General features: G+C 72.1%; 13 protein-coding genes, 1 tRNA gene and 1 pseudogene. 14 read left to right on the forward strand and 1 reads right to left on the reverse strand.

The window, feature by feature from the left end; all coding sequences use genetic code 11:
- Nucleotides 1-5: 5 nt before the first annotated feature.
- The 3 genes and pseudogenes from OO63_RS43390 to OO63_RS43395 all read left to right on the forward strand — a co-directional run.
- The gene (locus OO63_RS43390) at nt 6-206 is read left to right on the forward strand and encodes a DUF4244 domain-containing protein (RefSeq protein WP_030359664.1); all 201 of its coding nucleotides are present in this window, start codon (nt 6-8) and stop codon (nt 204-206) included.
- Nucleotides 193-627 (forward strand): TadE family type IV pilus minor pilin, encoded by a 435-nt coding sequence (locus OO63_RS11000; RefSeq protein ID WP_078619073.1) that lies wholly within the window; start codon nt 193-195, stop codon nt 625-627. Before OO63_RS43390 ends, OO63_RS11000 begins: the two co-directional genes overlap by 14 nt.
- A 131-nt stretch (nt 628-758) precedes the next feature.
- A pseudogene (locus OO63_RS43395) lies at nt 759-1,091 on the forward strand (Rv3654c family TadE-like protein); the annotation flags it as partial.
- A gap of 336 nt (nt 1,092-1,427) precedes the next feature.
- On the opposite strand, the gene OO63_RS11005 reads toward OO63_RS43395, so the two are convergent.
- Nucleotides 1,428-3,881, reverse strand: a complete 2,454-nt coding sequence (locus OO63_RS11005) for a DEAD/DEAH box helicase (protein WP_078619074.1) — start codon at nt 3,879-3,881, stop codon at nt 1,428-1,430.
- 81 nt (nt 3,882-3,962) lie between these two features.
- Between OO63_RS11005 and bldG the strand changes: the two genes are divergently transcribed.
- The 11 genes from bldG (at nt 3,963) to OO63_RS11060 (ending at nt 21,433) form a co-directional block, all read left to right on the forward strand.
- Complete coding sequence (gene bldG / locus OO63_RS11010) at nt 3,963-4,304, forward strand: anti-sigma factor antagonist BldG (RefSeq protein ID WP_030359667.1); 342 nt, start codon at nt 3,963-3,965, stop codon at nt 4,302-4,304.
- Between the two features lie 140 nt (nt 4,305-4,444).
- Nucleotides 4,445-4,870: an ATP-binding protein gene (locus tag OO63_RS11015; protein ID WP_030359668.1), complete on the forward strand. Its 426-nt coding sequence runs from the start codon at nt 4,445-4,447 to the stop codon at nt 4,868-4,870.
- 618 nt (nt 4,871-5,488) lie between these two features.
- A complete protein-coding gene (locus OO63_RS11020) occupies nt 5,489-7,891 on the forward strand; it encodes a sodium-translocating pyrophosphatase (protein WP_030359669.1) in 2,403 nt (800 codons plus the stop codon).
- A gap of 262 nt (nt 7,892-8,153) precedes the next feature.
- Nucleotides 8,154-8,738, forward strand: coding sequence for a hypothetical protein (locus OO63_RS11025; RefSeq protein WP_030359670.1), 585 nt, complete (start codon nt 8,154-8,156; stop codon nt 8,736-8,738).
- A gap of 172 nt (nt 8,739-8,910) precedes the next feature.
- Nucleotides 8,911-10,530 carry a DUF7059 domain-containing protein gene (locus OO63_RS11030; RefSeq protein WP_030359671.1) on the forward strand — a complete coding sequence of 540 codons (1,620 nt, stop codon included), beginning with the start codon at nt 8,911-8,913 and terminating at the stop codon, nt 10,528-10,530.
- A 314-nt stretch (nt 10,531-10,844) separates the two neighbouring features.
- Nucleotides 10,845-11,042 (forward strand): hypothetical protein, encoded by a 198-nt coding sequence (locus OO63_RS11035; protein WP_030359672.1) that lies wholly within the window; start codon nt 10,845-10,847, stop codon nt 11,040-11,042.
- Between the two features lie 520 nt (nt 11,043-11,562).
- Complete coding sequence (gene topA / locus OO63_RS11040) at nt 11,563-14,379, forward strand: type I DNA topoisomerase (protein WP_030359673.1); 2,817 nt, start codon at nt 11,563-11,565, stop codon at nt 14,377-14,379.
- 185 nt (nt 14,380-14,564) lie between these two features.
- Nucleotides 14,565-17,921, forward strand: coding sequence for a dTMP kinase (gene tmk / locus OO63_RS11045; RefSeq protein WP_030359674.1), 3,357 nt, complete (start codon nt 14,565-14,567; stop codon nt 17,919-17,921).
- A 334-nt stretch (nt 17,922-18,255) separates the two neighbouring features.
- Nucleotides 18,256-19,461 (forward strand): DNA polymerase III subunit delta', encoded by a 1,206-nt coding sequence (locus tag OO63_RS11050; RefSeq protein ID WP_030359675.1) that lies wholly within the window; start codon nt 18,256-18,258, stop codon nt 19,459-19,461.
- A gap of 200 nt (nt 19,462-19,661) precedes the next feature.
- The gene (locus OO63_RS11055) at nt 19,662-21,239 is read left to right on the forward strand and encodes an alpha/beta hydrolase (RefSeq protein ID WP_030359676.1); all 1,578 of its coding nucleotides are present in this window, start codon (nt 19,662-19,664) and stop codon (nt 21,237-21,239) included.
- Between the two features lie 120 nt (nt 21,240-21,359).
- A tRNA-Thr gene (locus tag OO63_RS11060) sits at nt 21,360-21,433 on the forward strand.
- The last annotated feature ends 116 nt before the right edge of the window (nt 21,434-21,549 follow it).

Consider the following 21,549-nt stretch of genomic DNA (forward strand, 5'->3'; position numbering starts at 1 on the left):
GGTGGATGCGGCGGGAGTGGCCGGTGCGTCCGCCGGGGCGGATGCGGGGTGTCGCGCGGGATTCCGGAATGGTGACTTCCGAGTACGCGATGGGGATCATCGCGACCGTGGCGTTCGCCGGGTTGCTTTTGAAGGTCGTGACCAGCGGACCGGTCAAGGCCGCGCTCCAGGCGGTGGTGGAGAGGGCGCTGAATGTCCAGTTCTGAGCCCGGTGCCGAGTCTGACGCCGCTTCCGCGTCCGGCTCTGGGCACCGGTCCGGGCGGCGCCGCGGCCGGAGCGACGGCGGGTACGTGACGGCGGAGGCGGCGGTGGTGCTGCCGACGCTTGTGCTCTTCACGATGGCGCTCGTGTGGGCCCTGCTGGCCGCGTCCGCGCAGATCCAGTGCGTGGACGCGGCCCGGGCGGGGGCCCGCGCGATGGCCCGCCAGGACCCGCAGGCCACGGCGGTCGCGGTGGCCCGGCAGGCGGCTCCGCGCGGCGCGAGCGTGGCGGTGAGCAGGGACGGCGACCTGGTCCGGGTGGAGGTCGTGGCGCGGTCGCCGGGGCCCCGGGCGCTGGGGCTCGGACTGCGGCTGCGGGCGGAGGCCGTGGCGATGGCGGAGGAGACGGTGGGGGTGGGGGCGTGAGGCGGGGGTGTGCGGGTGGCTGGCCGCCGGGGCTTGGGCCCGGGGTTGTGCTTGGGTCGGGAGCCGTGCCTGGGGCGGGAGCCGCGTCCGGGGCGGGAGTTGGGCCTGGGCCGGGCGGGGTCGGTGGGGCCGTGGTGGCTGGGGAGCGGGGTGCCGCGACGGTGTGGACCGTGGTGGTGATGGCCCTGCTGTGCGCGGTCGCGGGGGTTGTCCTGGCGATGGGGCAGGTGACGGTGGCTCGTCATCGGGCGGGCGGCGCGGCCGACTTGGCGGCGCTTGCGGCGGCGGAGCACTGGAGCGAGGGGCGGGCGGGGGCGTGCGCGCGGGCCGAGAAGGTGGCGCGGGCACAGGACACACGGGTCGTGCGGTGCGCGGTGGCGGGGGAGGTGTCGGACGTCACGGCGGCGGCGGAGTTCGGGCCGTTCGAGATGGAGGTCAGGTCGCGGGCGGGGCCTGCGGGGGCAGTGAGTTCTACGGGGTCTGTGAGTCCAGTGAGGTCTGCAGGAGCTGCGGGTACTGCGGGTGCTGCGGGGTCTGCCGGATCTGTGGGATCTGCGGGGTCTGTAAGGACGATGAGGTCTGCAGATTCTGTGGGGCCAGTGAGGTTTGCAGGGCTCGTGGGGTCTGGTGGACCAGCGGTGTCTGCGGGCTCTGTGCCGGGTGCGGGCGTTGCCGAGAGAGCGCCCGCACCCGAGGAGGCGTCCGTCGCCGAGGCCCAGACGCCGCCCGCCGCAGAGAGGGCGCCCGCCCTCAAGGGCTCGCCCGTCGCCGCGGGCGGGCCTCCCGCCTCTGCCCTGGGGTCAGGTCGAGGGGGCGTCCTTCAGGAGGGTGGTGAGGAGACGGATCGCGCCGCGCTTGTGCAGGGGGTCGTTGCCGTTGCCGCACTTGGGGGACTGGATGCAGGAGGGGCAGCCGGCCTCGCACTCGCAGGAGGCGATGGCCTCGCGGGTGGCGGTGAGCCAGGTGCGGGCGGTGTGGAAGGCGCGCTCGGCGAATCCGGCGCCGCCGGGCTGGCCGTCGTACACGAAGACCGTCGGCAGCAGGGTGTCCGGGTGCAGGGGCACGGAGACGCCGCCGATGTCCCAGCGGTCGCAGGTGGCGAAGAGGGGCAGCATGCCGATGGAGGCGTGTTCGGCGGCGTGCAGGGCGCCGCCGAGGATCTCCGGATTGACGCGGGCGGCGTCGAGTTGGTCCTCGGTGACCGTCCACCACACCGCGCGGGTGCGCAGGGTGCGGGGCGGCAGGTCGAGCTTGGTCTCGCCGAGTACCTCGCCGGTGATGAGCTTGCGGCGCAGGAAGGAGACGACCTGGTTGGTGACCTCGACGGAGCCGTAGCAGAGGCGGCCGGGGCCCCAGGGGATCTCGGTGTCGGTGTCGAGGACGGAGATGGCGGTGGTGTCGCGGGCGGTGGTCGAGTACGGCGGGACGGCCTCCTCGACGAGGGCGACGGAGTCGTCCAGGTCCAGGCCGCGGACGAGATACGTACGGCCCTGGTGGAGGTGGACCGCGCCTTCGTGGACGGTCGTGTGCGCGGCGGAGGCGTCGACGGTGCCGAGGAGGCGGCCGGTGCCCTCCTCGACGACCTGCACGGGCCGGCCGCCCCCGCCGCGGATGTCCGCGAGGTCGGCGGCGCGCTCGCGGCGGGTCCAGTGCCAGGCCTTCGTGCGGCGGCGCAGCAGCTTCGCGGCCTCGAGCTGGGGGAGCAGGTCCCCGGTGGCAGGGCCGAAGAGCTTGAAGTCGTCCTCGGTGAGAGGAAGTTCCGCGGCGGCGGCGCAGAGGTGGGGGGCGAGGACGTAGGGGTTGTCGGGGTCGAGGACGGTCGATTCGACGGGCTGGTCGAAGAGCGCCTCGGGGTGGTGGACGAGATAGGTGTCGAGCGGGTCGTCGCGGGCGACGAGGACCGCGAGCGCGCCCTGGCCGGAGCGTCCGGCGCGGCCCGCCTGCTGCCAGAGGGAGGCGCGGGTGCCGGGATAGCCGGCGATGACGACGGCGTCCAGGCCCGATACGTCGATGCCGAGTTCGAGGGCGGTGGTGGCGGCGAGGCTGAGGAGTTCGCCGGAGTGCAGGGCCTGTTCCAGGGCGCGGCGCTCCTCGGGGAGATAGCCGCCCCGGTAGGCGGCCACGCGCCGGACCAGGGAGCGGTCGACCTCGGCGAGGCGTTCCTGGGCGATGACGGAGATCAGTTCGGCGCCGCGCCGGGAGCGTACGAAGGCGACGGAGCGGACGCCCTGGACGGTCAGGTCGGTCAGCAGGTCGGCGGTCTCGGCGGTGGCGGTGCGGCGGACCGGGGCGCCCTTCTCGCCGTGGAGTTCGGTGAGCGGCGGCTCCCACAGGGCGAAGACGACCTCGCCGCGAGGTGAGGCGTCGTCGGCGACCTCGGTGACGGGGAGGCCGGTGAGGCGTTCGGCGGCCAGGGCCGGTTCGGCGGCCGTGGCGGAGGCGAGGAGGAAGACGGGGTCGGAGCCGTAGCGGGCGCACAAGCGGCGCAGGCGGCGCAGGACTTGGGCGACGTGGGAGCCGAAGACGCCGCGGTAGGTGTGGCACTCGTCGATGACGACGTAGCGCAGGGCGCGCAGGAAGGAGGACCAGCGGGGGTGGGACGGGAGGATGCCGCGGTGCAGCATGTCGGGGTTGGTCAGGACGTAGTTGGCGTACTGGCGTACCCATTCGCGTTCCTCGACGGGGGTGTCGCCGTCGTAGACCGCGGGCCGTACGGCCGTGCCCAGCGGGGCGGCCAGGGCGCGCACGGCGCGGCGCTGGTCGGCGGCGAGGGCCTTGGTGGGGGCCAGGTACAGCGCGGTGGTGCCGCGGCCGTTCGGAGCCTCGGAGCCGTCGAGCAGCGCCGAGAGGACGGGTGTGAGATATGCCAATGACTTTCCGGACGCGGTGCCGGTCGCGACGACGACGGACTCGCCGTCAAGGGCGTGTTCGGCGGCCCGCGCCTGGTGGGCCCACGGGTGATCGATTCCGGCCGACTGCACGGCGGCGACCACCTCCGCTCGGATGCGATCGGGCCAGACCGCATAACGGGCCGCACGTGGGGGCAGGTGCTCCGTATGAGTGACGCGCGCAGCCCGGCTCGGCCCCGTGGTCAGCCGGTCGAGGACCGACTGCGGGGAGACGTGGGCCGGGGTGTCCCGAGAGGGTCCTCCGGAGAGAGAAAAGTTGGCCATCGGCACCGAGTGTGTCACCGGCGGGATGGACAATGGTCCGAAGGCGTCGTGCGCGCCTGCCGGTAAGTGATTGAATGCCATCGCGGCTGGCGATCCGTCCCGAGGGCGTGGGCCGAGGTGTCCCGAGGGGCGACCGCTCGATAGCAAGGTGCTGGAGGATCCGTGGACCTGTCTCTGTCGACCCGTACCGTCGGCGATCGTACGGTCGTCGAGGTCGGTGGCGAAATCGATGTTTATACCGCGCCCAAGCTGCGCGAGCAGTTGGTCGAGTTGGTGAACGACGGCAGTTTCCATCTGGTCGTCGACATGGAGCGAGTGGACTTCCTCGACTCCACCGGACTCGGCGTGCTGGTCGGTGGCCTGAAGCGGGTGCGTGCCCATGAGGGCTCGCTGCGCCTGGTCTGCAACCAGGAGCGCATTCTCAAGATCTTCCGTATCACCGGTCTGACCAAGGTGTTCCCGATCCACACCTCGGTCGAGGAAGCGGTCGCCGCCACCGACTGAGCCGGTTGCCCGGCTGTGGCCGGGCGCCCCGGGACTCGTCCCGGGGCTTCCGGGCCGCTGGCCCGGAGTGGCAGTACGGCAGGGGGCCGGGCCGACGGCCGGGCCCCCTGACAGCACGCGTGTATGTCCGAGGGGGATGCATGGCCACCGTTGAACTCCGCTTCAGCGCGCTGCCCGAGCACGTCCGGACCGCCCGCTTGGTGGCGGCCGCGGTCGCGCGCAGGGCGGGTGTGGACGAGGCGGTCCTCGACGAGGTCAGGCTCGCCGTCGGTGAGGCCTGCACCCGTGCCGTCGGGCTGCATCAGGCCGCCGACATTCCCGCGCCCGTGCGGGTCGCCCTCGTCGAGGAGGAGAAGCAGTTCTCCATCGAGGTCGGCGATGAGGCTCCGCGTTCCGCGCCCGGGGAGCGGGCGCCCGGTGCGCCGCCCGGATCCGGGGAGGATCTGGAGGCCGAGGGCGAGGACGAGATGGGGCTTGCGGTCATCAGTGGGCTTGTGGACGACGTGGAAGTGACCGCCGGGGAGAACGGTGGGTCGATTCGGATGACCTGGCCCACGACGGCCTGACGGTCGGCTGTGGTGGCCTGACCCCGGCCGGGTCCGGGGCCGCCCCCTTGTGTCTTGCTGTGCCCCGGCTTGCCGCCGTGCGCTGTTGCGTCGGCCCGCGCCGGGGCTTTTTGCTTCCCCCACCCGCCCGCCCCTCCCAGGGCTCCCGCCCCTGGGCCCCGTGGTTCATATGGGGCTTCGCCCCTTGCCCCCTGTCGGCGCTTCGCGCCTCGTCCTCAAACGCCGGACGGGCTGGAGGATGGCGCCTGCGACCCGGCAGAGGCCTCGGTGCGGGTCGGGACAGAGCTCGGGCGGGTCAGGCCAGAGGTCGGGATGGGTGGGGTCGGAGCGTCGGGTGAGGGCGAAGGCGTTCGGTTATCGGCGTGGGTGTTCGGAGTTTAAATTGTGTTACTAGTGATTCCGGACGTCAGGACTTCGGCGATCAAGAACAGAAGTCGGCTTCAGTCGTGGCGTCAATGCTTTTGGGGCGTTACCGCTTTCGGGGTCAATCCAGCGGCGCGATCATTTGCGGACACGCACTCCCGCGCCAATTCCGTTTGCGGCACACTGTTTTGATCAGGTCAGGCTCCCTACAATCCGTCCACATCTTGAGCTCAGCCCAAGCGTCAAGGAGGACGAATGGCGGGGCTTTCTACCCCTCATCAGCTTGACCACCCCTCAACCCTCGCAGCCGCGGTACTGACCGACGACAACCGGCTCATCGTGATGGTGATCGCGGCCGTCGCGGTCGCGGCGCTCGTGCTCGCTTGGATCCTGGTGCGCCAGGTCCTTGCGGCAGGCGAGGGCACCGACAGCATGAAGAAGATCGCGGCGGCGGTCCAGGAAGGCGCGAATGCCTATCTGGGACGTCAGATGCGCACCCTTGGCGTATTCGCCGTCGTGGTGTTCTTCCTGCTCATGCTGTTGCCCGCGGACGACTGGAATCAGCGGGCAGGACGCTCGATCTTCTTCTTGATCGGCGCGGCCTTCTCGGCGACCACCGGCTATATCGGCATGTGGCTCGCCGTACGCAGCAATGTGCGCGTGGCCGCGGCCGCGCGGGAAGCGACACCGGCGGAAGGCGAGCCGGAAAAGGATCTCACCGCCGTCTCGCACAAAGCCATGAAGATCGCTTTCCGTACGGGCGGCGTCGTCGGCATGTTCACGGTGGGGCTCGGTCTGCTCGGCGCCTCCTGTGTGGTGCTCGTGTACGCGGCCGACGCTCCCAAGGTCCTCGAAGGCTTCGGCCTCGGGGCAGCGCTGATCGCGATGTTCATGCGTGTCGGAGGCGGCATCTTCACCAAGGCCGCCGACGTCGGCGCCGACCTGGTCGGCAAGGTCGAACAGGGCATTCCGGAGGACGATCCGCGCAATGCCGCGACCATCGCCGACAACGTGGGCGACAACGTCGGCGACTGCGCGGGGATGGCTGCCGACCTCTTCGAGTCGTACGCCGTCACGCTTGTCGCCGCGCTGATCCTCGGCAAGGCGGCGTTCGGTGACTCCGGACTCGCGTTCCCGCTGATCGTGCCCGCGATCGGCGTGATCACCGCCATGATCGGGATCTTCGCCGTCGCGCCCCGGCGCTCCGACCGCAGCGGCATGACCGCCATCAACCGCGGCTTCTTCATCTCCGCGGGCATCTCGCTGGCGCTCGTCACCGCGGCCGTCTTCATCTATCTCCCGTCGTCGTACGCGGACTTGGACGGCGTCACGAACGCGGCGATCCTCGCCAAGGACGGCGACCCGCGGATCCTCGCGGTCGTGGCCGTCGCCATCGGCATCGTCATGGCCGCGCTGATCCAGCAGCTCACCGGCTACTTCACCGAGACCAACCGGCGTCCCGTCAAGGACATCGGCAAGAGCTCGCTGACGGGCCCGGCCACGGTCGTGCTCGCGGGCATCTCGATCGGCCTCGAATCGGCCGTCTACACCGCACTGTTGATCGGCCTCGGCGTCTACGGGGCGTTCCTGCTCGGCGGTACGTCGATCATGCTCGCCCTGTTCGCGGTGGCCCTCGCCGGTACGGGGCTGCTGACCACGGTCGGCGTCATCGTCGCCATGGACACTTTCGGGCCGGTCTCCGACAACGCGCAGGGCATCGCCGAGATGTCCGGCGACGTCGAGGGCGCGGGCGCGCAGGTCCTCACCGACCTGGACGCCGTCGGCAACACCACCAAGGCCATCACCAAGGGCATCGCCATCGCCACGGCGGTGCTCGCGGCCTCGGCGCTCTTCGGGTCGTACCGCGACGCGATCGCCGAGGCGGCGGACGACGTCGGGCAGAAGCTCGGCGACGGCGCCCCGATGAACCTGGTGATGGACATCTCCCAGCCCAACAACCTGGTGGGCCTGATCCTCGGCGCGGCGGTCGTGTTCCTCTTCTCGGGGCTCGCGATCAACGCCGTGTCGCGGTCGGCCGGAGCCGTGGTCTACGAGGTGCGGCGGCAGTTCCGCGAGCGCCCCGGAATCATGGACTACTCGGAGAAGCCGGAGTACGGGCGCGTCGTCGACATCTGCACCAAGGACGCGCTGCGGGAGCTGACCACGCCGGGTCTGCTCGCCGTGCTCACGCCCATCGCGGTGGGCTTCAGCCTCGGCGTCGGCGCGCTCGGCTCGTTCCTCGCGGGCGCGATCGGCACCGGCACGCTGATGGCGGTGTTCCTCGCCAACTCCGGTGGCGCCTGGGACAACGCCAAGAAGCTCGTCGAGGACGGCCACCACGGCGGCAAGGGCAGCGAGGCGCATGCCGCGACGGTGATCGGTGACACGGTCGGCGACCCGTTCAAGGACACCGCCGGTCCGGCGATCAACCCGCTCCTGAAGGTGATGAACCTGGTGGCGCTGCTCATCGCGCCCGCGGTCGTCAAATTCAGTTACGGCGAGGACAAGAGCGTGGCGATGCGGGTCCTGATCGCCGTGCTGTCCATCGCGGTCATCGTCGGGGCGGTGTACGTGTCCAAGCGGCGCGGGATCGCCGTGGGCGACGCCGAGCCCCAGGGCAAGGTCGCCAATTCGGCGGACCCGGCGGTGGTTTCGTGACGTAGACCGACGCGGGGCCGCGCCGGGCCGGGACGGGGGTGACCCGGACCGGCCGGACGCGGTGGATCCGCTCAACACGCGGGCGGGCGGCGCTTTTTGAGGCGCCGTCCGCCCGCAGGCGTGTGCACGGGGTCGCGGGGCGGGCCTCGTGAGCCTTCTCTCGTACCTGTAGCTTGGTGCAAATGGCTGCAATAGGGGGCGTAACGCACCCCTGGCATGAGGTTGTCGCCCAGTTGGCGTGTAAGTTCCGGGGCCGAGAGCCATGGAAGGGACCAATCCGGTGAACAAGAAGCTCGCGGCCGCACTGTCCGGCGGTGCGGTACTGGTACTGGCGCTGTCGGGATGCAGCAGTGACGACGGTGACAAGAAGCTGGACGACTGGGCCAAGAAGGTCTGTGACACGGCCGTGGGGCCGCAGTCGAAGAAGATCGCCGACGCCAACGCGGCCATCAAGAAGCAGACCGCCGACAACAGTTCGCCGGACGAGGTCAAGAGCACCGACTCCAAGGCGTTCGGCGACATCTCCGCGGCGTACGCCCAGCGGAGCGCCGCCCTGAAGAAGGCGGGCGCCCCGCCCACCGACGACGGCGAGAAGAAGCTGAACGACGCCGTGAAGGAGCTGGACGGCCTCTCCAAGTCGTACGCCGACCTGAAGACGCAGACCGACAAGCTCGACACCAAGGACCAGTCGGCCTTCGCGGACGACCTCGCGAAGATCGCCGAGGAGCTGGGCAAGCTCAGCAAGAGCGAGAACACCGCCCAGAAGAAGCTGGAGGCGGGCGACGTGGGCAAGGCCATGCGCGAGCAGGACGGCTGCAAGTCGGCGGCGTCCTCCCCGAAGTCCTAGGGCCGGCCGCCGGTCCTGGTACTGGCCGCGTTCGTGGCGCCTTCGCAGGACCCGAGCGGGGCGTCTCCGTAGGGACCGCTCATCCGTACGGCCGTGTGCCCCCGGTGCCCAGTGGCGCCGGGGGCGCCGTCTTGAGCGGGCGGGTCACAATTGGGGGGTGAGTAACGCCAGCATGCCCTTGCCCTCGTCCGACCGCGCCGACGTCACCGTGCGACTGCGGGAAGCCCTCCTCGCCGCCGACTTCACCGCCGACGGACTGCTCGAACTGCTCGGGGCGCCCGCCTACACCGCGCTCGCCCGCAGCGAGACCGTGCCCGCGCTCCGGGCCACCCGCGACGACGGGCCGCTGGCGTCGCTCGTACGGCTGTTCCTGCTGCAGCGTGCCGTGCCCCACGCGCGCGTGGCCGACGTGCTGCCGGTGGACGCGCTCCTGGAGAGCGGCTGGCTCGTCCGCGCGGAGGGCGCGGAGGGCGCGGAGGGCACGGTGGGCGCCGGGGAGGACGGGGCGGACCGGGCGGACAGGGCGGACGGTGCAGAAGGTGCCGACGGGGCGGACAGTGCCGACGGGGCGGACGGTGCCGACGGGCTGCGCGCGACCGTCGACGTTCGGCCCTACGGCGGCCCCGACGGCGAGGACTGGTTCATCGTCTCCGACCTGGGGTGCGCGGTCGGCGGCGCCGGAGGCATCGGCAGCCGCGACGAGGGCGTGGTGCTCGGCGTCGGCGGCGCGTCCACGACACTCGCGGGCATCACCGTGCGGACGCCCGCCGCGAGCGCCCTCGACGTCGGCACCGGCTCCGGCATCCAGGCCCTGCACGCCTCCCGCCACACCACCCGGGTCACCGCGACCGACCTCAACCCCCGCGCCCTGCACTGCACCCGCCTCACGCTCGCCCTGTCCGGCGCGCCCGAAGCGGACCTGCGGGAGGGCTCCCTGTACGAGCCGGTGGGCGACGCCACGTACGACCTGATCGTGTCCAACCCGCCGTTCGTCATCTCGCCCGGCGCCCGGCTGACGTACCGGGACGGTGGCATGGGCGGGGACGATCTGTGCCGCTCGATCGTTCAGGAGGCGGGGGAGCGGTTGAACGAAGGGGGGTACGCGCAGTTTCTCGCCAACTGGCAGCACGTGGAGGGCGAGGAGTGGACCGAGCGGGTCCGTTCCTGGGTGCCGCGCGGGTGTGACGCGTGGATCGTGCAGCGCGAGGTGCAGGACGTCACGCAGTACGCCGAGCTGTGGCTGCGCGATGCCGGGGACCACCGCACGGACCCGGCCGAGTACGCCGCGCGGTACGACGCCTGGCTGGACGAGTTCGAGGCCCGCAAGACCCGGGGCGTCGGCTTCGGCTGGATCACCCTGCGCAAGTCCGGCGCCGCCGAGCCGTCCGTGACCGTCGAGGAGTGGACGCACCCCGTCGAGCAGCCCCTCGGCGAGACGGTGCAGGCGTTCTTCGGCCGACAGGACTACTTGCGCGCGCACGACGACGCGGCGCTGCTCGCCGAGCACTTCAAGCTCGCCGAGGGCGTGGTGCAGGAGCAGATCGGCCTGCCCGGCGCCGAGGACCCGGAGCACGTGGTGCTGCGCCAGCACCGCGGCATGCGGCGCGCCACCCAGGTCGACACGGTGGGCGCGGGCTTCGCGGGCGTCTGCGACGGCACGCTGAGCGCGGGACGGATCCTGGACGCCATCGCGCAGTTGATGGGTGAGGACGCCGTGCTGCTGCGCGACCGCACCCCGGCCCAGATCCGGCTCCTGGTGGAGCAGGGGTTCCTGGAGCCTGTGGGGCAGTAGCGGCAGTAGAGGCAGCTGAGGCAGCAGGGGCAGCAGAGGTAGCAGCGGCGGAAGAGCCTGCTGGGACAGCGCGCTCAGGCTCGGCCGCGCCGCGAGCAGACAGACGTACCCAGGCTCGGCCGCGCTGCAGCAGACGTGCCCAGGTCCCACCCGCAGGGGAGAAATCAGCCTCTCCGGGAGCGAATCCAGCCATTGTGGGCCCCGGACGCCGCCCCCCGTTCACTCGGATTTCGCGCTTCCGCCGTCCGGGCGTGCCAGCCTCCCCAGCCGGGGTACCCGACAGGTGCCGCACGGACGGCGCGGGAGGCCAGGGCATGGAGAGCGGACCAGCGATCTTCGCCGGGACGGTGTTCGCGCTGTTCGGGGCGGGCCTGCTGCTGTGGACGGGGACCCGGGTCGCGCACCGCGCGCCCGTGGCCCACGGCGTTCACCAGACCGCCGCCGCGGCTCTGTCCACGCTGGCCGGATTCGGTGCCCTGGCGCTGGCGGTGTGGTCCTTCACACGTCTGTGAGGCCGAGCGGGCGGGGCCTCGCGGTGCGCCCCAGGCCCGCCCCTTCCCGAAACCGGGGGCTGCCGCCCCCGGGCCCCCGCTGATCGGCGCTCCGCGCCTCGTCCTCAAACGCCGGACGGGCTGGAATTGCCCGTCCTCAAACGCGGGGCGGGCTGGAATTGCCCGTCGCGGCGGCTGAGGAGCGCGGGCGGACGGGTGGGTACGGGTGGGGAAAAGCCCGTCCGGCGATTGAGGACGAGCGCGCAGCGCGATAGACGGCACGCCACCCCCACGGCACCCTGAGAGGAACCCCGCACCGACACCGCCCAAGGCCCAGGGGCCAGCCCAGGCGGCAGGAATGGCGGTAGTCGGGTTACCGTTCGAGTGGCCGTTGCGGGCTTTTCCCGTTTGACACGGGGGCGGGATGTACCGTCACACTCCGCAGCGTCAGCGCAACGCAAGCGCGGTCACAGCGCCCACGGCGCCGGACCGCACCGCCGCAGCACTGCCCACCGAGCGTCGACCGGAGAGAAGAGCGAAGTTGTCCCCGACCAGCGAGACCGCACAGGGCGGCCGCCGACTCGTCATCGTCGAGTCGCCTGCCAAGGCGAAGACGATCAAGGGCTACCTCGGCCCCGGATACGTAGTCGAGGCGAGCGTCGGGCACATCCGCGACCTTCCCAACGGCGCCGCGGAGGTCCCCGAGAAGTACACGGGCGAGGTGCGCCGCCTCGGCGTGGACGTCGAGCATGACTTCCAGCCGATCTATGTCGTCAACGCCGACAAGAAGGCGCAGGTCAAGAAGCTCAAGGACCTGCTGAAGGACTCCGACGAACTCTTCCTTGCCACCGATGAGGACCGCGAGGGCGAAGCCATCGCGTGGCACCTCCTCGAGGTCCTGAAGCCCAAGGTCCCGGTCAAGCGCATGGTGTTCCACGAGATCACCAAGGACGCGATCCAGGGCGCCGTCGCCAACCCGCGCGAGCTCAACAAGCGCATGGTCGACGCCCAGGAGACCCGCCGCATCCTGGACCGCCTGTACGGCTACGAAGTCTCGCCGGTGCTGTGGAAGAAGGTCATGCCGCGCCTGTCGGCCGGCCGTGTGCAGTCCGTGGCGACCCGCCTCGTCGTCGAGCGCGAGCGTGAGCGCATCGCCTTCCGCTCCGCCGAGTACTGGGACCTCACCGGCACCTTCGGCACTGGCCGCCCCGGTGACTCCAGCGACCCCTCCCAGCTCGTCGCCCGCCTCACCACGGTCGACGGCAAGCGCGTCGCGCAGGGCCGCGACTTCGACTCGCTCGGGCAGCTGAAGAGCCAGAACACCCTGCACCTGGACGAGGCGAACGCCCGCGCGCTCGCCGCCGCCCTGGAGCACACCGACTTCTCCGTCCGCTCGGTCGAGTCCAAGCCGTACCGCCGCTCGCCGTACGCCCCGTTCCGCACGACGACGATGCAGCAGGAGGCCTCGCGCAAGCTCGGCTTCGGCGCGAAGGCCACCATGCAGGTGGCCCAGAAGCTGTACGAGAACGGCTTCATCACCTATATGCGTACGGACTCCACGACGCTGTCCGACACGGCGGTCTCGGCGGCCCGCGCGCAGGTCACGCAGCTGTACGGCAGCGACTACCTGCCGGACAAGCCGCGGACGTACGCCGGGAAGGTCAAGAACGCGCAGGAGGCGCACGAGGCGATCCGCCCCTCGGGTGATCGTTTCCGCACGCCCGCGGAGACCGGTCTGACCGGTGACCAGTTCCGGCTCTACGAACTGATCTGGAAGCGGACCGTCGCCTCCCAGATGAAGGACGCGACCGGGAACTCCGTCACGGTGAAGATCGGCGGCCGCACCGCCGACGGCCGCGACGCCGAGTTCAGCGCGTCCGGCAAGACCATCACCTTCCACGGCTTCCTGAAGGCCTACGTAGAGGGCGCCGACGACCCGAACGCCGAGCTGGACGACCGCGAGCGCCGCCTGCCGCAGGTCTCCGAAGGCGACGCGCTGTCCGCCGACGAGATCACGGTCGACGGCCACGCCACCAAGCCCCCGGCCAGGTACACGGAAGCGTCCCTGGTCAAGGAGCTGGAAGAGCGCGAGATCGGCCGCCCGTCGACGTACGCGTCGATCATCGGCACGATCCTCGACCGCGGCTACGTCTTCAAGAAGGGCACGGCCCTGGTGCCGTCCTTCCTGTCCTTCGCCGTCGTCAACCTCCTGGAGAAGCACTTCGGGCGGCTCGTCGACTACGACTTCACCGCGCGCATGGAGGACGACCTCGACCGCATCGCCCGCGGCGAGGCACAGGCCGTGCCGTGGCTCAGGCGCTTCTACTTCGGCGAGGGCGAGTCCTCCGGAGGCGCCGCCGACGCGGGCAACGGCGACGGCGACCACCTGGGCGGCCTCAAGGAGCTCGTCACCGACCTGGGCGCCATCGACGCCCGCGAGGTGTCGTCCTTCCCCGTGGGCAACGACATCGTGCTCCGCGTCGGCCGCTACGGCCCCTACGTAGAGCGCGGCGAGCGCGACTCCGAGGGCCACCAGCGCGCCGACGTCCCCGACGACCTGGCGCCCGACGAGCTGACCGTCGAGTACGCGGAAGAGCTGCTCGCCAAGCCCAGCGGCGACTTCGCGCTCGGCACGGACCCCGGCACCGGCCGCGAGATCATCGCCAAGGACGGCCGCTACGGCCCGTACGTCACCGAGGTCCTTCCCGAGGGCACCCCGAAGACCGGCAAGAACGCGGTCAAGCCGCGCACCGCGTCGCTCTTCAAGACCATGTCCCTGGACACGGTGACCCTGGCGGACGCCCTGAAGCTGATGTCGCTGCCGCGCGTCGTCGGCGCGGACGCCGAAGGCGTGGAGATCACCGCGCAGAACGGCCGCTACGGCCCGTACCTGAAGAAGGGCACGGACTCGCGCTCCCTGGAGGCCGAGGAGCAGCTCTTCAACATCACGCTGGAAGAGGCCCTGGAGATCTACTCCAAGCCGAAGCAGCGCGGCCGTGCCGCGGCCAAGCCGCCGCTGAAGGAGCTGGGCGAGGACCCGGTCAGCGCCAAGCCCGTCGTCGTCAAGGACGGCCGCTTCGGTCCGTACGTGACGGACGGCGAGACCAACGCGACCCTGCGGTCCGGCGACAGCGTCGAGGACATCACCCCGGAGCGCGGCTTCGAGCTGCTCGCCGAGAAGCGGGCGAAGGGGCCCGCGAAGAAGACCGCCAAGAAGGCGGCCAAGAAGGCCCCGGCGAAGAAAACGGCGGCCAAGAAGACAGCTGCCAAGAAAACGGCAGCCAAGAAGACGACGACTGCGGCCAAGAAGACCACGACCAAGAAGGCGGCGGCTTCGAAGGCGACGTCCGAAGACTGATCCGGTTGAGCTAGCTGAACCGGTCGGTGTGACGCGGCGTCGGGGTGCCCGAGGAACGGGTGCCCCGGCGCCGCGTTTCCGTGCCCGGGGCCGGTGCGGCCGCTGCGGTGCAGGCCGGGAGCGTGCGGGTCCATGTGTTCGGGCGGGCCCCGCGGGGAGGCTCGGCGTCCAGATAGGCTGGACGGATGACGCGTGCCGAACAGCCACCCGCCATGACCACGGCCCCCGATGACGCCCTGCTCGCGGACTCCCGCGAGCGTGCGGTGCGCGCCCTGCTGCGCGTACCGCAGCTGAAGCGGTTGTGGAGCGCGCACCTCGTCGGCAGCGTCGGTGACGCGCTCGCGCTCCTCGTCCTGGTCATGCTCGCCCTCCAAGCGGCCATCGCGGAGGGGGCCTTCGGCGACGGCTACAGAGGCGTCGCCATCGCGGTGACCGCCGTCTTCGGAGCGCGCGTTCTCGCGACCCTCCTCTTCGGAGCGGTCCTGCTCGGCCCGCTGACGTCCCTGACGTCGCCCGACGGCCCGCTGGACCGGCGCTGGACCATGGTCGGCGCCGACGGCGTCCGGGCCGCGCTGCTGATCTGCGCGCCCCTGTGGATCGACTGGACGCCGGACAACGCGCTCGCGATGCTGCTCGTCACCGCGTTCGTGGCCGGTGTCGCCGAACGCTTCTGGACGGTCGCCCGCGAGAGCGCCGCGCCCGCGCTGCTGCCGGGACCGCCCCTGGAGGGCGCCACGGTGCGGCCCCTGCCCGACCACATGGACGCCCTGCGGCGCCTGTCGCTGCGTACGGGATTCGTGGCGCTGCCGCTCGCGGCCGTCGCTCTCGTCGCCGTCAGCCTCGTCGGCATCCTGCTCGGCGCCGGAGTCGACTGGTTCGAGCAGCACCAGGCGGGCCTCGGCTCGTTCCTCGCGGCCGGCCTTTTCGCCGCGTCCCTGTCGATCGTGTACGCCATCGAGCTTCCCGGTACGCACACGCCCCGCGCCCGCAGCCCCCTGGAGGGCCTGCGCAGGCCGCGCACGGGCAGCGGCACGGACAAGGGCCGCACCGGCGCGATCCCGCTGCTCGTGGCCGCCTGCACCGCCGTCGCCGGGGCCATCGCCGCGGCCGTCGCGGTCGCCGTGCTGCACGCCAAGGACCTCCAGGGCGGGCCCGTCACGTACGGCCTGTTCGTCTTCGCGCTGACCGGCGGCACGGTCGCGGGCATCCGCACCGCGCCCGCGCTCCTTCCGTCCCTGTCGCGCCGCCGGCTGCTCGCGCTCGCGATCACCGTCACCGGAGTCGCGCTGCTCGCCGCCGGACTCGTCCCCGACGTGACGACGGTCCTGCTGATCCTGGGGCTCGCGGGACTCGCCGCCGGTATCGCCGCGAACCTCGGGCACGCGCTGCTCGACCAGGAGGTCGAGGACTACCGCAGGGCGCGCACCACCGAGCACCTCCAGGCCGTCGTCCGCCTCTTCGTGGCGCTCGCCGCGCTCGTGGCGCCGCTGCTCGCGGCTGTCATCGGGCCGCACCGGATGGTCAACGGCAAGTTCGTCTTCGACCACGGCGGCGCGTCCTTCACGCTGATGCTGGTCGGCGCGCTGCTGCTGCCCGTGGCCGCGCTTGTGCTCGCCAAGGCCGACGACCGGCAGGGCGTGCCGCTCCGCCACGACCTGCGGGACGCGCTGCGCGGCGGCGACGACCCGGTGCAGGCCGCCGCCGACTCCGGGTTCTTCATCGCCCTGGAGGGCGGCGACGGCGCGGGCAAGTCCACGCAGGCCGAGGCGCTCGCCGAGTGGATCCGCGCCAAGGGCCACGAAGTCGTCGTCACGCGCGAGCCGGGTGCCACGCCGGTCGGCAAGCGGCTGCGGTCGATCCTGCTCGACGTGTCGTCGGCCGGTCTGTCCCACCGCGCGGAGGCGCTGCTGTACGCCGCCGACCGCGCGGAGCACGTCGACACCGTCGTACGACCCGCCCTCGCTCGCGGGGCCGTCGTGATCTCCGACCGGTACATCGACTCGTCCGTGGCCTACCAGGGCGCGGGCCGTGACCTGTCGCCGACCGAGGTCGCCCGCATCAACCGCTGGGCCACCGGCGGCCTGGTCCCGCACCTCACCGTCCTGCTCGACGTGGCCCCCGAAGCGGCCCGCGAGCGCTTCACGGAGGCCCCGGACCGCCTTGAGTCCGAGCCCGCCGAGTTCCACGCGCGCGTGCGCTCCGGTTTCCTCACCCTGGCCGCCGCCGACCCCGGTCGCTACCTGGTCGTCGACGCGGCTCAGGAGCCGGAGGCCGTCACTACCGTCATCCGGCACCGCCTCGATCTCGTACTGCCCCTCTCCGAAGCCGAGGTGAAGGCCCAGGAAGAGGCCCGCCGCAAGGCCGAGGAGGAGGCGCGGCGGCGCGCCGAGGAGGAGGCCGCGCGCAAGGCCGAGGAGGAGCGCCTGGAGCGCGAGCGACAGGAACAGCTCGCCAAGCTCCGCGCGGAGGAGGAAGAGCGCAAGCGGCGCGAGCTGGAGGAGGCCCAGCGCCGCGAGGCCGAGCGCCAGGCCGAGGAGGCCCGGCTGCGCGCCGAGGAGGCCCGCCGCAAGGCCGAGGAGGAGCGCGCCCGGGTCCTCGCCGAGGAGGCAAGGCGCGAGGCCGAGGAGCAGGCCCGCGCCGCCGAGGAGGAACGGCGCCGCCGCGCGGCCGAGGAGCAGGCCCGGCTGCACGCCGAGGCCGAGGCCCGCCGCCTGGACAAGCAGCGCAAGGCGGAGGAGGCGCTGCGGCGGGCGGAGGAGGCCCGGCTGTTGGCGGAGGCGGCTGCGGGGGCTGCGGAGTCTGTGGGGTCTGTGGGGTCTGTGGGGGGTGGTGGCGCTGGTGGGGCTGCCAGGCCCGGTGGGTCCGGTGGGGCTACGGGTTCCGGGAAGGCGTCGCTCGACAAGTCGGCCCAGGCGGCCACGACTCCGGCCCCGGCCGACGGCAAGTCCTCGGACTCGGCCGACACGTCCCGCGACGCGGCGGGCAAGGCGCCCGCCGCGCCCGGTGGGACGCCCGACAACGAGACGACCGTGCCCACGCCTGTGGTGAAGCCGCAGGTTCCAGGGGCCCCCGACGAGACGGCTGTGCTGCCGCAGGTTCCGGAGGCCGGGGCCGCGGGGCAGTCCGGTGCGGGCCGGTCCGGCGCGGGTGCGCCCGGGGAGTCCGACGTGACCGCCGAGCTGCCGAAGGCGTCCGTGCCCGGTGCGGCCGACGAGACCGCCGTCCTCCCGGCCGTGGGCAGTGAGCCCCCGGCGCGGGGCGGGCGCGCGGAGACCGTGGCGGACAAGGTGCCGCCGGGCTACTTCCGCGACGAGCGGCCCGGCGACGGCCCGTCCGGCGGCGACCCGTCGGGGGAGGCGCTGCGGGGTCCCAACGACCGTACGCGGGAGCTGCCGCAGGTCGATGAGGACGGTACGCCGCGGCGGCGGCCTCGGCCCGACTGGGCCGAGGAGACGCCGCTGGACGACTTGCCGTCGTTGGCGGACGAGTTGCTCGGGTCGCGTGAGGACGACGATGTGGATGAGGGGCGGCGTCGCGGCTGAGGCCCCGCGGGTGCGCCCCAGTCCCGCCCCTTCTCCGGCTGTGTCAATGTGCGGCTCCGCCGTGTGTGGGGCTTCGCCCCTGGACCCCGGGGGCGGGTGCTCCCCTTCGGGTGGGACGGGGCGCCGCCGAATCGGCGCTTCGCGCCTCGTCCTCAAACGCCGGACGGGCTGAAATGTGCCGGGGCGGGCCGGAGAAGTGCCGCGCGGGCATCGGCCCAGCTCAGGGACGCCGTGGGCGGTGTTGTCAGTGGGGTGCCCCACAATGAGTCCGACAGTGCGAAATGGGACGTACGCCGAGGGGTGGTGTGCGTCGGTAGGGCAAAGGCGGTGACCCATGCCGGTGTGGGACGACCTGGTGGGCCAGGAGAAGGTGAGCGGGCAGCTCGGCGCCGCCGCCCGTGACGCCGACGCGCTCGTCACCGCCGTCGCGGCCGACACCCCGCTGCCCGAGTCGTCGAAGATGACGCACGCCTGGCTGTTCACGGGCCCGCCCGGCTCCGGCCGGGCCGACGCCGCCCGTGCCTTCGCCGCCGCCCTGCAGTGCGTGAGCCCCGACCGCGCGCTGGGCGGCGAGCCCGGCTGCGGCTTCTGCGACGGCTGCCACACGAGCCTGATCGGTACGCACGCCGACGTGGAGGTCATCCGCACAGACCTCCTGTCGATCGGCGTCAAGGAGACCCGCGACCTGGTCCGCCGCGCCCAGATGTCCCCGGCCGGCGGCCGCTGGCAGGTCATCGTCCTGGAGGACGCGGACCGCCTCACGGAGGGCGCGGGCAACGTCCTCCTGAAGGCAGTGGAGGAACCGGCCCCCCGCACGGTGTGGCTCCTCTGCGCCCCCTCCCTCGAGGACGTGCTGCCCACCATCCGCTCCCGCTGCCGCCACCTGACGTTGCGTACGCCCTCGGTGGCGGCCGTCGCCGACATGCTGGTCCGCCGCGACGGCATCGACCCGACCGCCGCCGCGGCCGCCGCCCGCGCCACCCAGGGACACATCGGCCGCGCCCGCCGGCTCGCGACCGACGAGCGCGCGCGGGAGCGCCGCGCCGCCGTCCTCAAACTGCCGCTGCGCGTCGGAGAGATCGGCGGCTGCCTGAAGGCCGCGCAGGAGCTGATCGACACGGCGGCGGAGGAGGCCAAGCAGGTCGCCGAGGACGTCGACGTCAAGGAGACCGAGGACATGAAGGCCGCGCTCGGCGCGGCCCAGGGCGGCCGCATGCCGCGCGGCACGGCGGGCGTGATGAAGGAGCTTGAGGACAAGCAGAAGCGCCGCAAGACCCGCACGCAGCGCGACAGCCTCGACCTCGCCCTCATCGACCTCACCGGTGTCTACCGAGACGTCCTGGCCCTCCAGTTGGGCTCCCGCGTCCCGCTCGCCAACACCGAGGTGCAGGACATGCTGGAGCGCATGGCACGAGAGACGTCGCCCGAGTCGACGCTGCGCCGCATAGAGGCGATCGGCGCGTGCCGCACGGCCCTGGACCGGAACGTGGCGCCGCTGCTCGCGGTGGAGGCGATGACGGTGGCGCTGCGGGCGGGCTGAGGGCCGCTGGGCGCGCGGCGCGGGGCGAGGTGCCCACGCCGCGGCGACCGCGAGAGAGCGACGCCCGCCGACGCCGGAAGGCGACCGCCCACCGACCGCGGACGCCGACCGCGAGAGAGCGACAGCAACAGCCGGTTGACCGCATCACCCGAACGAGTACGCAAAGTGATTCAACAACTCCATAGAGTTAGTCTCGCGAGATGCGAACCTTCCTTCCCCGAGCCCGTCGCCTCCACCGCGACTGCCTGGCCCTCATGGCCGTCGGCCTGCTCATCTCCGGCTGCTCGTCGGCGAGTTCGTCGACGGACGTGGTCATGGACGAGCTGCCCCGCGCCACGCCGAAGGAGCTCACGTCGTACTACGCCCAGAAGCTGCGCTGGCGCGACTGCGGGGTGCCCGGGTTCCAGTGCGCGACGATGAAGGCGCCCCTGGACTACGCCAAGCCGGACGCGGGCGACGTGAAGCTTGCGGTGTCGCGCAAGCGGGCGACGGGAGGAGCGGCGGGCAAGGGCGGCCGCATCGGCTCACTGCTCGTGAACCCCGGCGGCCCGGGCGGCTCGGCCGTCGGATACCTCCAGTCGTACGCGGCCCTCGGCTACCCGGAAAAGGTCCGCGCCCGGTACGACATGGTGGCGGTCGACCCGCGCGGAGTCGCCCGCAGCGAGCCGGTGACCTGCCTGGACGACCGCCAGATGAGCGCGTACACGCAGACGGACACGACACCGGACGACCGCCGTGAGACCGACCGCCTCGCCGCGTCGTACAAGAACTTCGCGGCGGGCTGCAAGAAGCGCTCGGGGAAGCTGCTCGGGCACGTCTCCACCGTGGAGACGGCCCGTGACATGGACATCCTGCGGGCGGCGCTCGGCGACAAGAAGCTGACGTACGTGGGTGCCTCGTACGGCACGTTCCTCGGGGCGACGTACGCGGGCCTCTTCCCCGACCGCGTCGGCCGCCTGGTCCTCGACGGCGCGATGGACCCCTCCCTGCCCGCGCGCCGGATGAACCGCGACCAGACGGCCGGGTTCGAGACGGCGTTCCAGTCGTTCGCGAAGGACTGCGTGCGACAGCGGGACTGCCCGCTCGGCACCAAGAACGCCGCGGACGCGGGCAAACGCCTGAAGGGCTTCTTCGCGGACCTGGACCGCGCCCCGCTCCCCGTGGGCGACACCGGCCCGGCCGACGGCCGCAAGCTCGGCGAGGCGCTGGCCACGACCGGCGTGATCGCGGCGATGTACGACGAGACGTCCTGGCCGCAGCTGCGCGACGCGCTCACCGCGGCCATGAAGGACAAGGACGGCTCGATGCTCCTGGCCCTGTCCGACAGCTACTACGAGCGCGACGGCGACGGCTCGTACTCCAACCTCATGTACGCCAACACCGCCGTGAACTGCCTCGACCTGCCGCCGTCCTTCACCTCGCCCGAGGATGTGCGAAAGGCGCTCCCCGACTTCGAGAAGGCCTCCCCGGTCTTCGGCGAGGGCCTCGCCTGGTCGGCCCTGAACTGCACGTACTGGCCCACGAAGGCCACGGGCAAGCCGCACCGCATCGAGGCCAAGGGCGCCGACCCGATCATCGTCGTCGGCACCACCCGCGACCCCGCCACCCCCTACCGCTGGGCCAAGGCCCTCGCCTCCCAGCTCACCTCGGCCCGCCTCCTCACCTACGAGGGCGACGGCCACACCGCGTACGGCCGCGGCAGCCGCTGCGTCGACGACACGATCAACACCTACCTCCTGGCGGGCCGCGCCCCCCAGCAGGACAAGCGCTGCACATAACCCCAGGTCACCGCCCCGAACCACCCTCCCGGCCCCCGCCTCGCAGGGGTGTACGGAGCACCCCCGGAAACTGTGTAGACTTGGCGTCGTTGCTGATCGCACCATAGGTGCGGGACGCGCGCCGCCTTAGCTCAGATGGCCAGAGCAACGCACTCGTAATGCGTAGGTCTCGGGTTCGAATCCCGAAGGCGGCTCAGAGAAACCCCAGGTCACATTGCCCGTGACCTGGGGTTTTCTGTTGCTCGGGCGTCGCGAGGCGTCTGATGGGAACGCCGTGGGAACGGCTTGCGTGAGCGATGCGTGAGCGGAG

The organism is Streptomyces alboflavus, assembly GCF_000716675.1.
Lineage (GTDB): Bacteria > Actinomycetota > Actinomycetes > Streptomycetales > Streptomycetaceae > Streptomyces > Streptomyces alboflavus.

Excerpts from the sequence above, each read along its gene's own strand:
- OO63_RS11005 (WP_078619074.1), bottom strand. The coding sequence starts at position 3,881 with ATGGCATTCAATCACTTACCGGCAGGCGCGCACGACGCCTTCGGACCA.
- OO63_RS11020 (WP_030359669.1), top strand. The coding sequence starts at position 5,489 with ATGGCGGGGCTTTCTACCCCTCATCAGCTTGACCACCCCTCAACCCTC.
- OO63_RS11015 (WP_030359668.1), top strand. The coding sequence starts at position 4,445 with ATGGCCACCGTTGAACTCCGCTTCAGCGCGCTGCCCGAGCACGTCCGG.
- OO63_RS43390 (WP_030359664.1), top strand. The coding sequence starts at position 6 with ATGCGGCGGGAGTGGCCGGTGCGTCCGCCGGGGCGGATGCGGGGTGTC.
- OO63_RS11025 (WP_030359670.1), top strand. The coding sequence starts at position 8,154 with ATGGAAGGGACCAATCCGGTGAACAAGAAGCTCGCGGCCGCACTGTCC.
- OO63_RS11055 (WP_030359676.1), top strand. The coding sequence starts at position 19,662 with ATGCGAACCTTCCTTCCCCGAGCCCGTCGCCTCCACCGCGACTGCCTG.
- OO63_RS11035 (WP_030359672.1), top strand. The coding sequence starts at position 10,845 with ATGGAGAGCGGACCAGCGATCTTCGCCGGGACGGTGTTCGCGCTGTTC.
- OO63_RS11050 (WP_030359675.1), top strand. The coding sequence starts at position 18,256 with ATGCCGGTGTGGGACGACCTGGTGGGCCAGGAGAAGGTGAGCGGGCAG.
- OO63_RS11000 (WP_078619073.1), top strand. The coding sequence starts at position 193 with ATGTCCAGTTCTGAGCCCGGTGCCGAGTCTGACGCCGCTTCCGCGTCC.
- OO63_RS11030 (WP_030359671.1), top strand. The coding sequence starts at position 8,911 with ATGCCCTTGCCCTCGTCCGACCGCGCCGACGTCACCGTGCGACTGCGG.
- tmk (WP_030359674.1), top strand. The coding sequence starts at position 14,565 with ATGACGCGTGCCGAACAGCCACCCGCCATGACCACGGCCCCCGATGAC.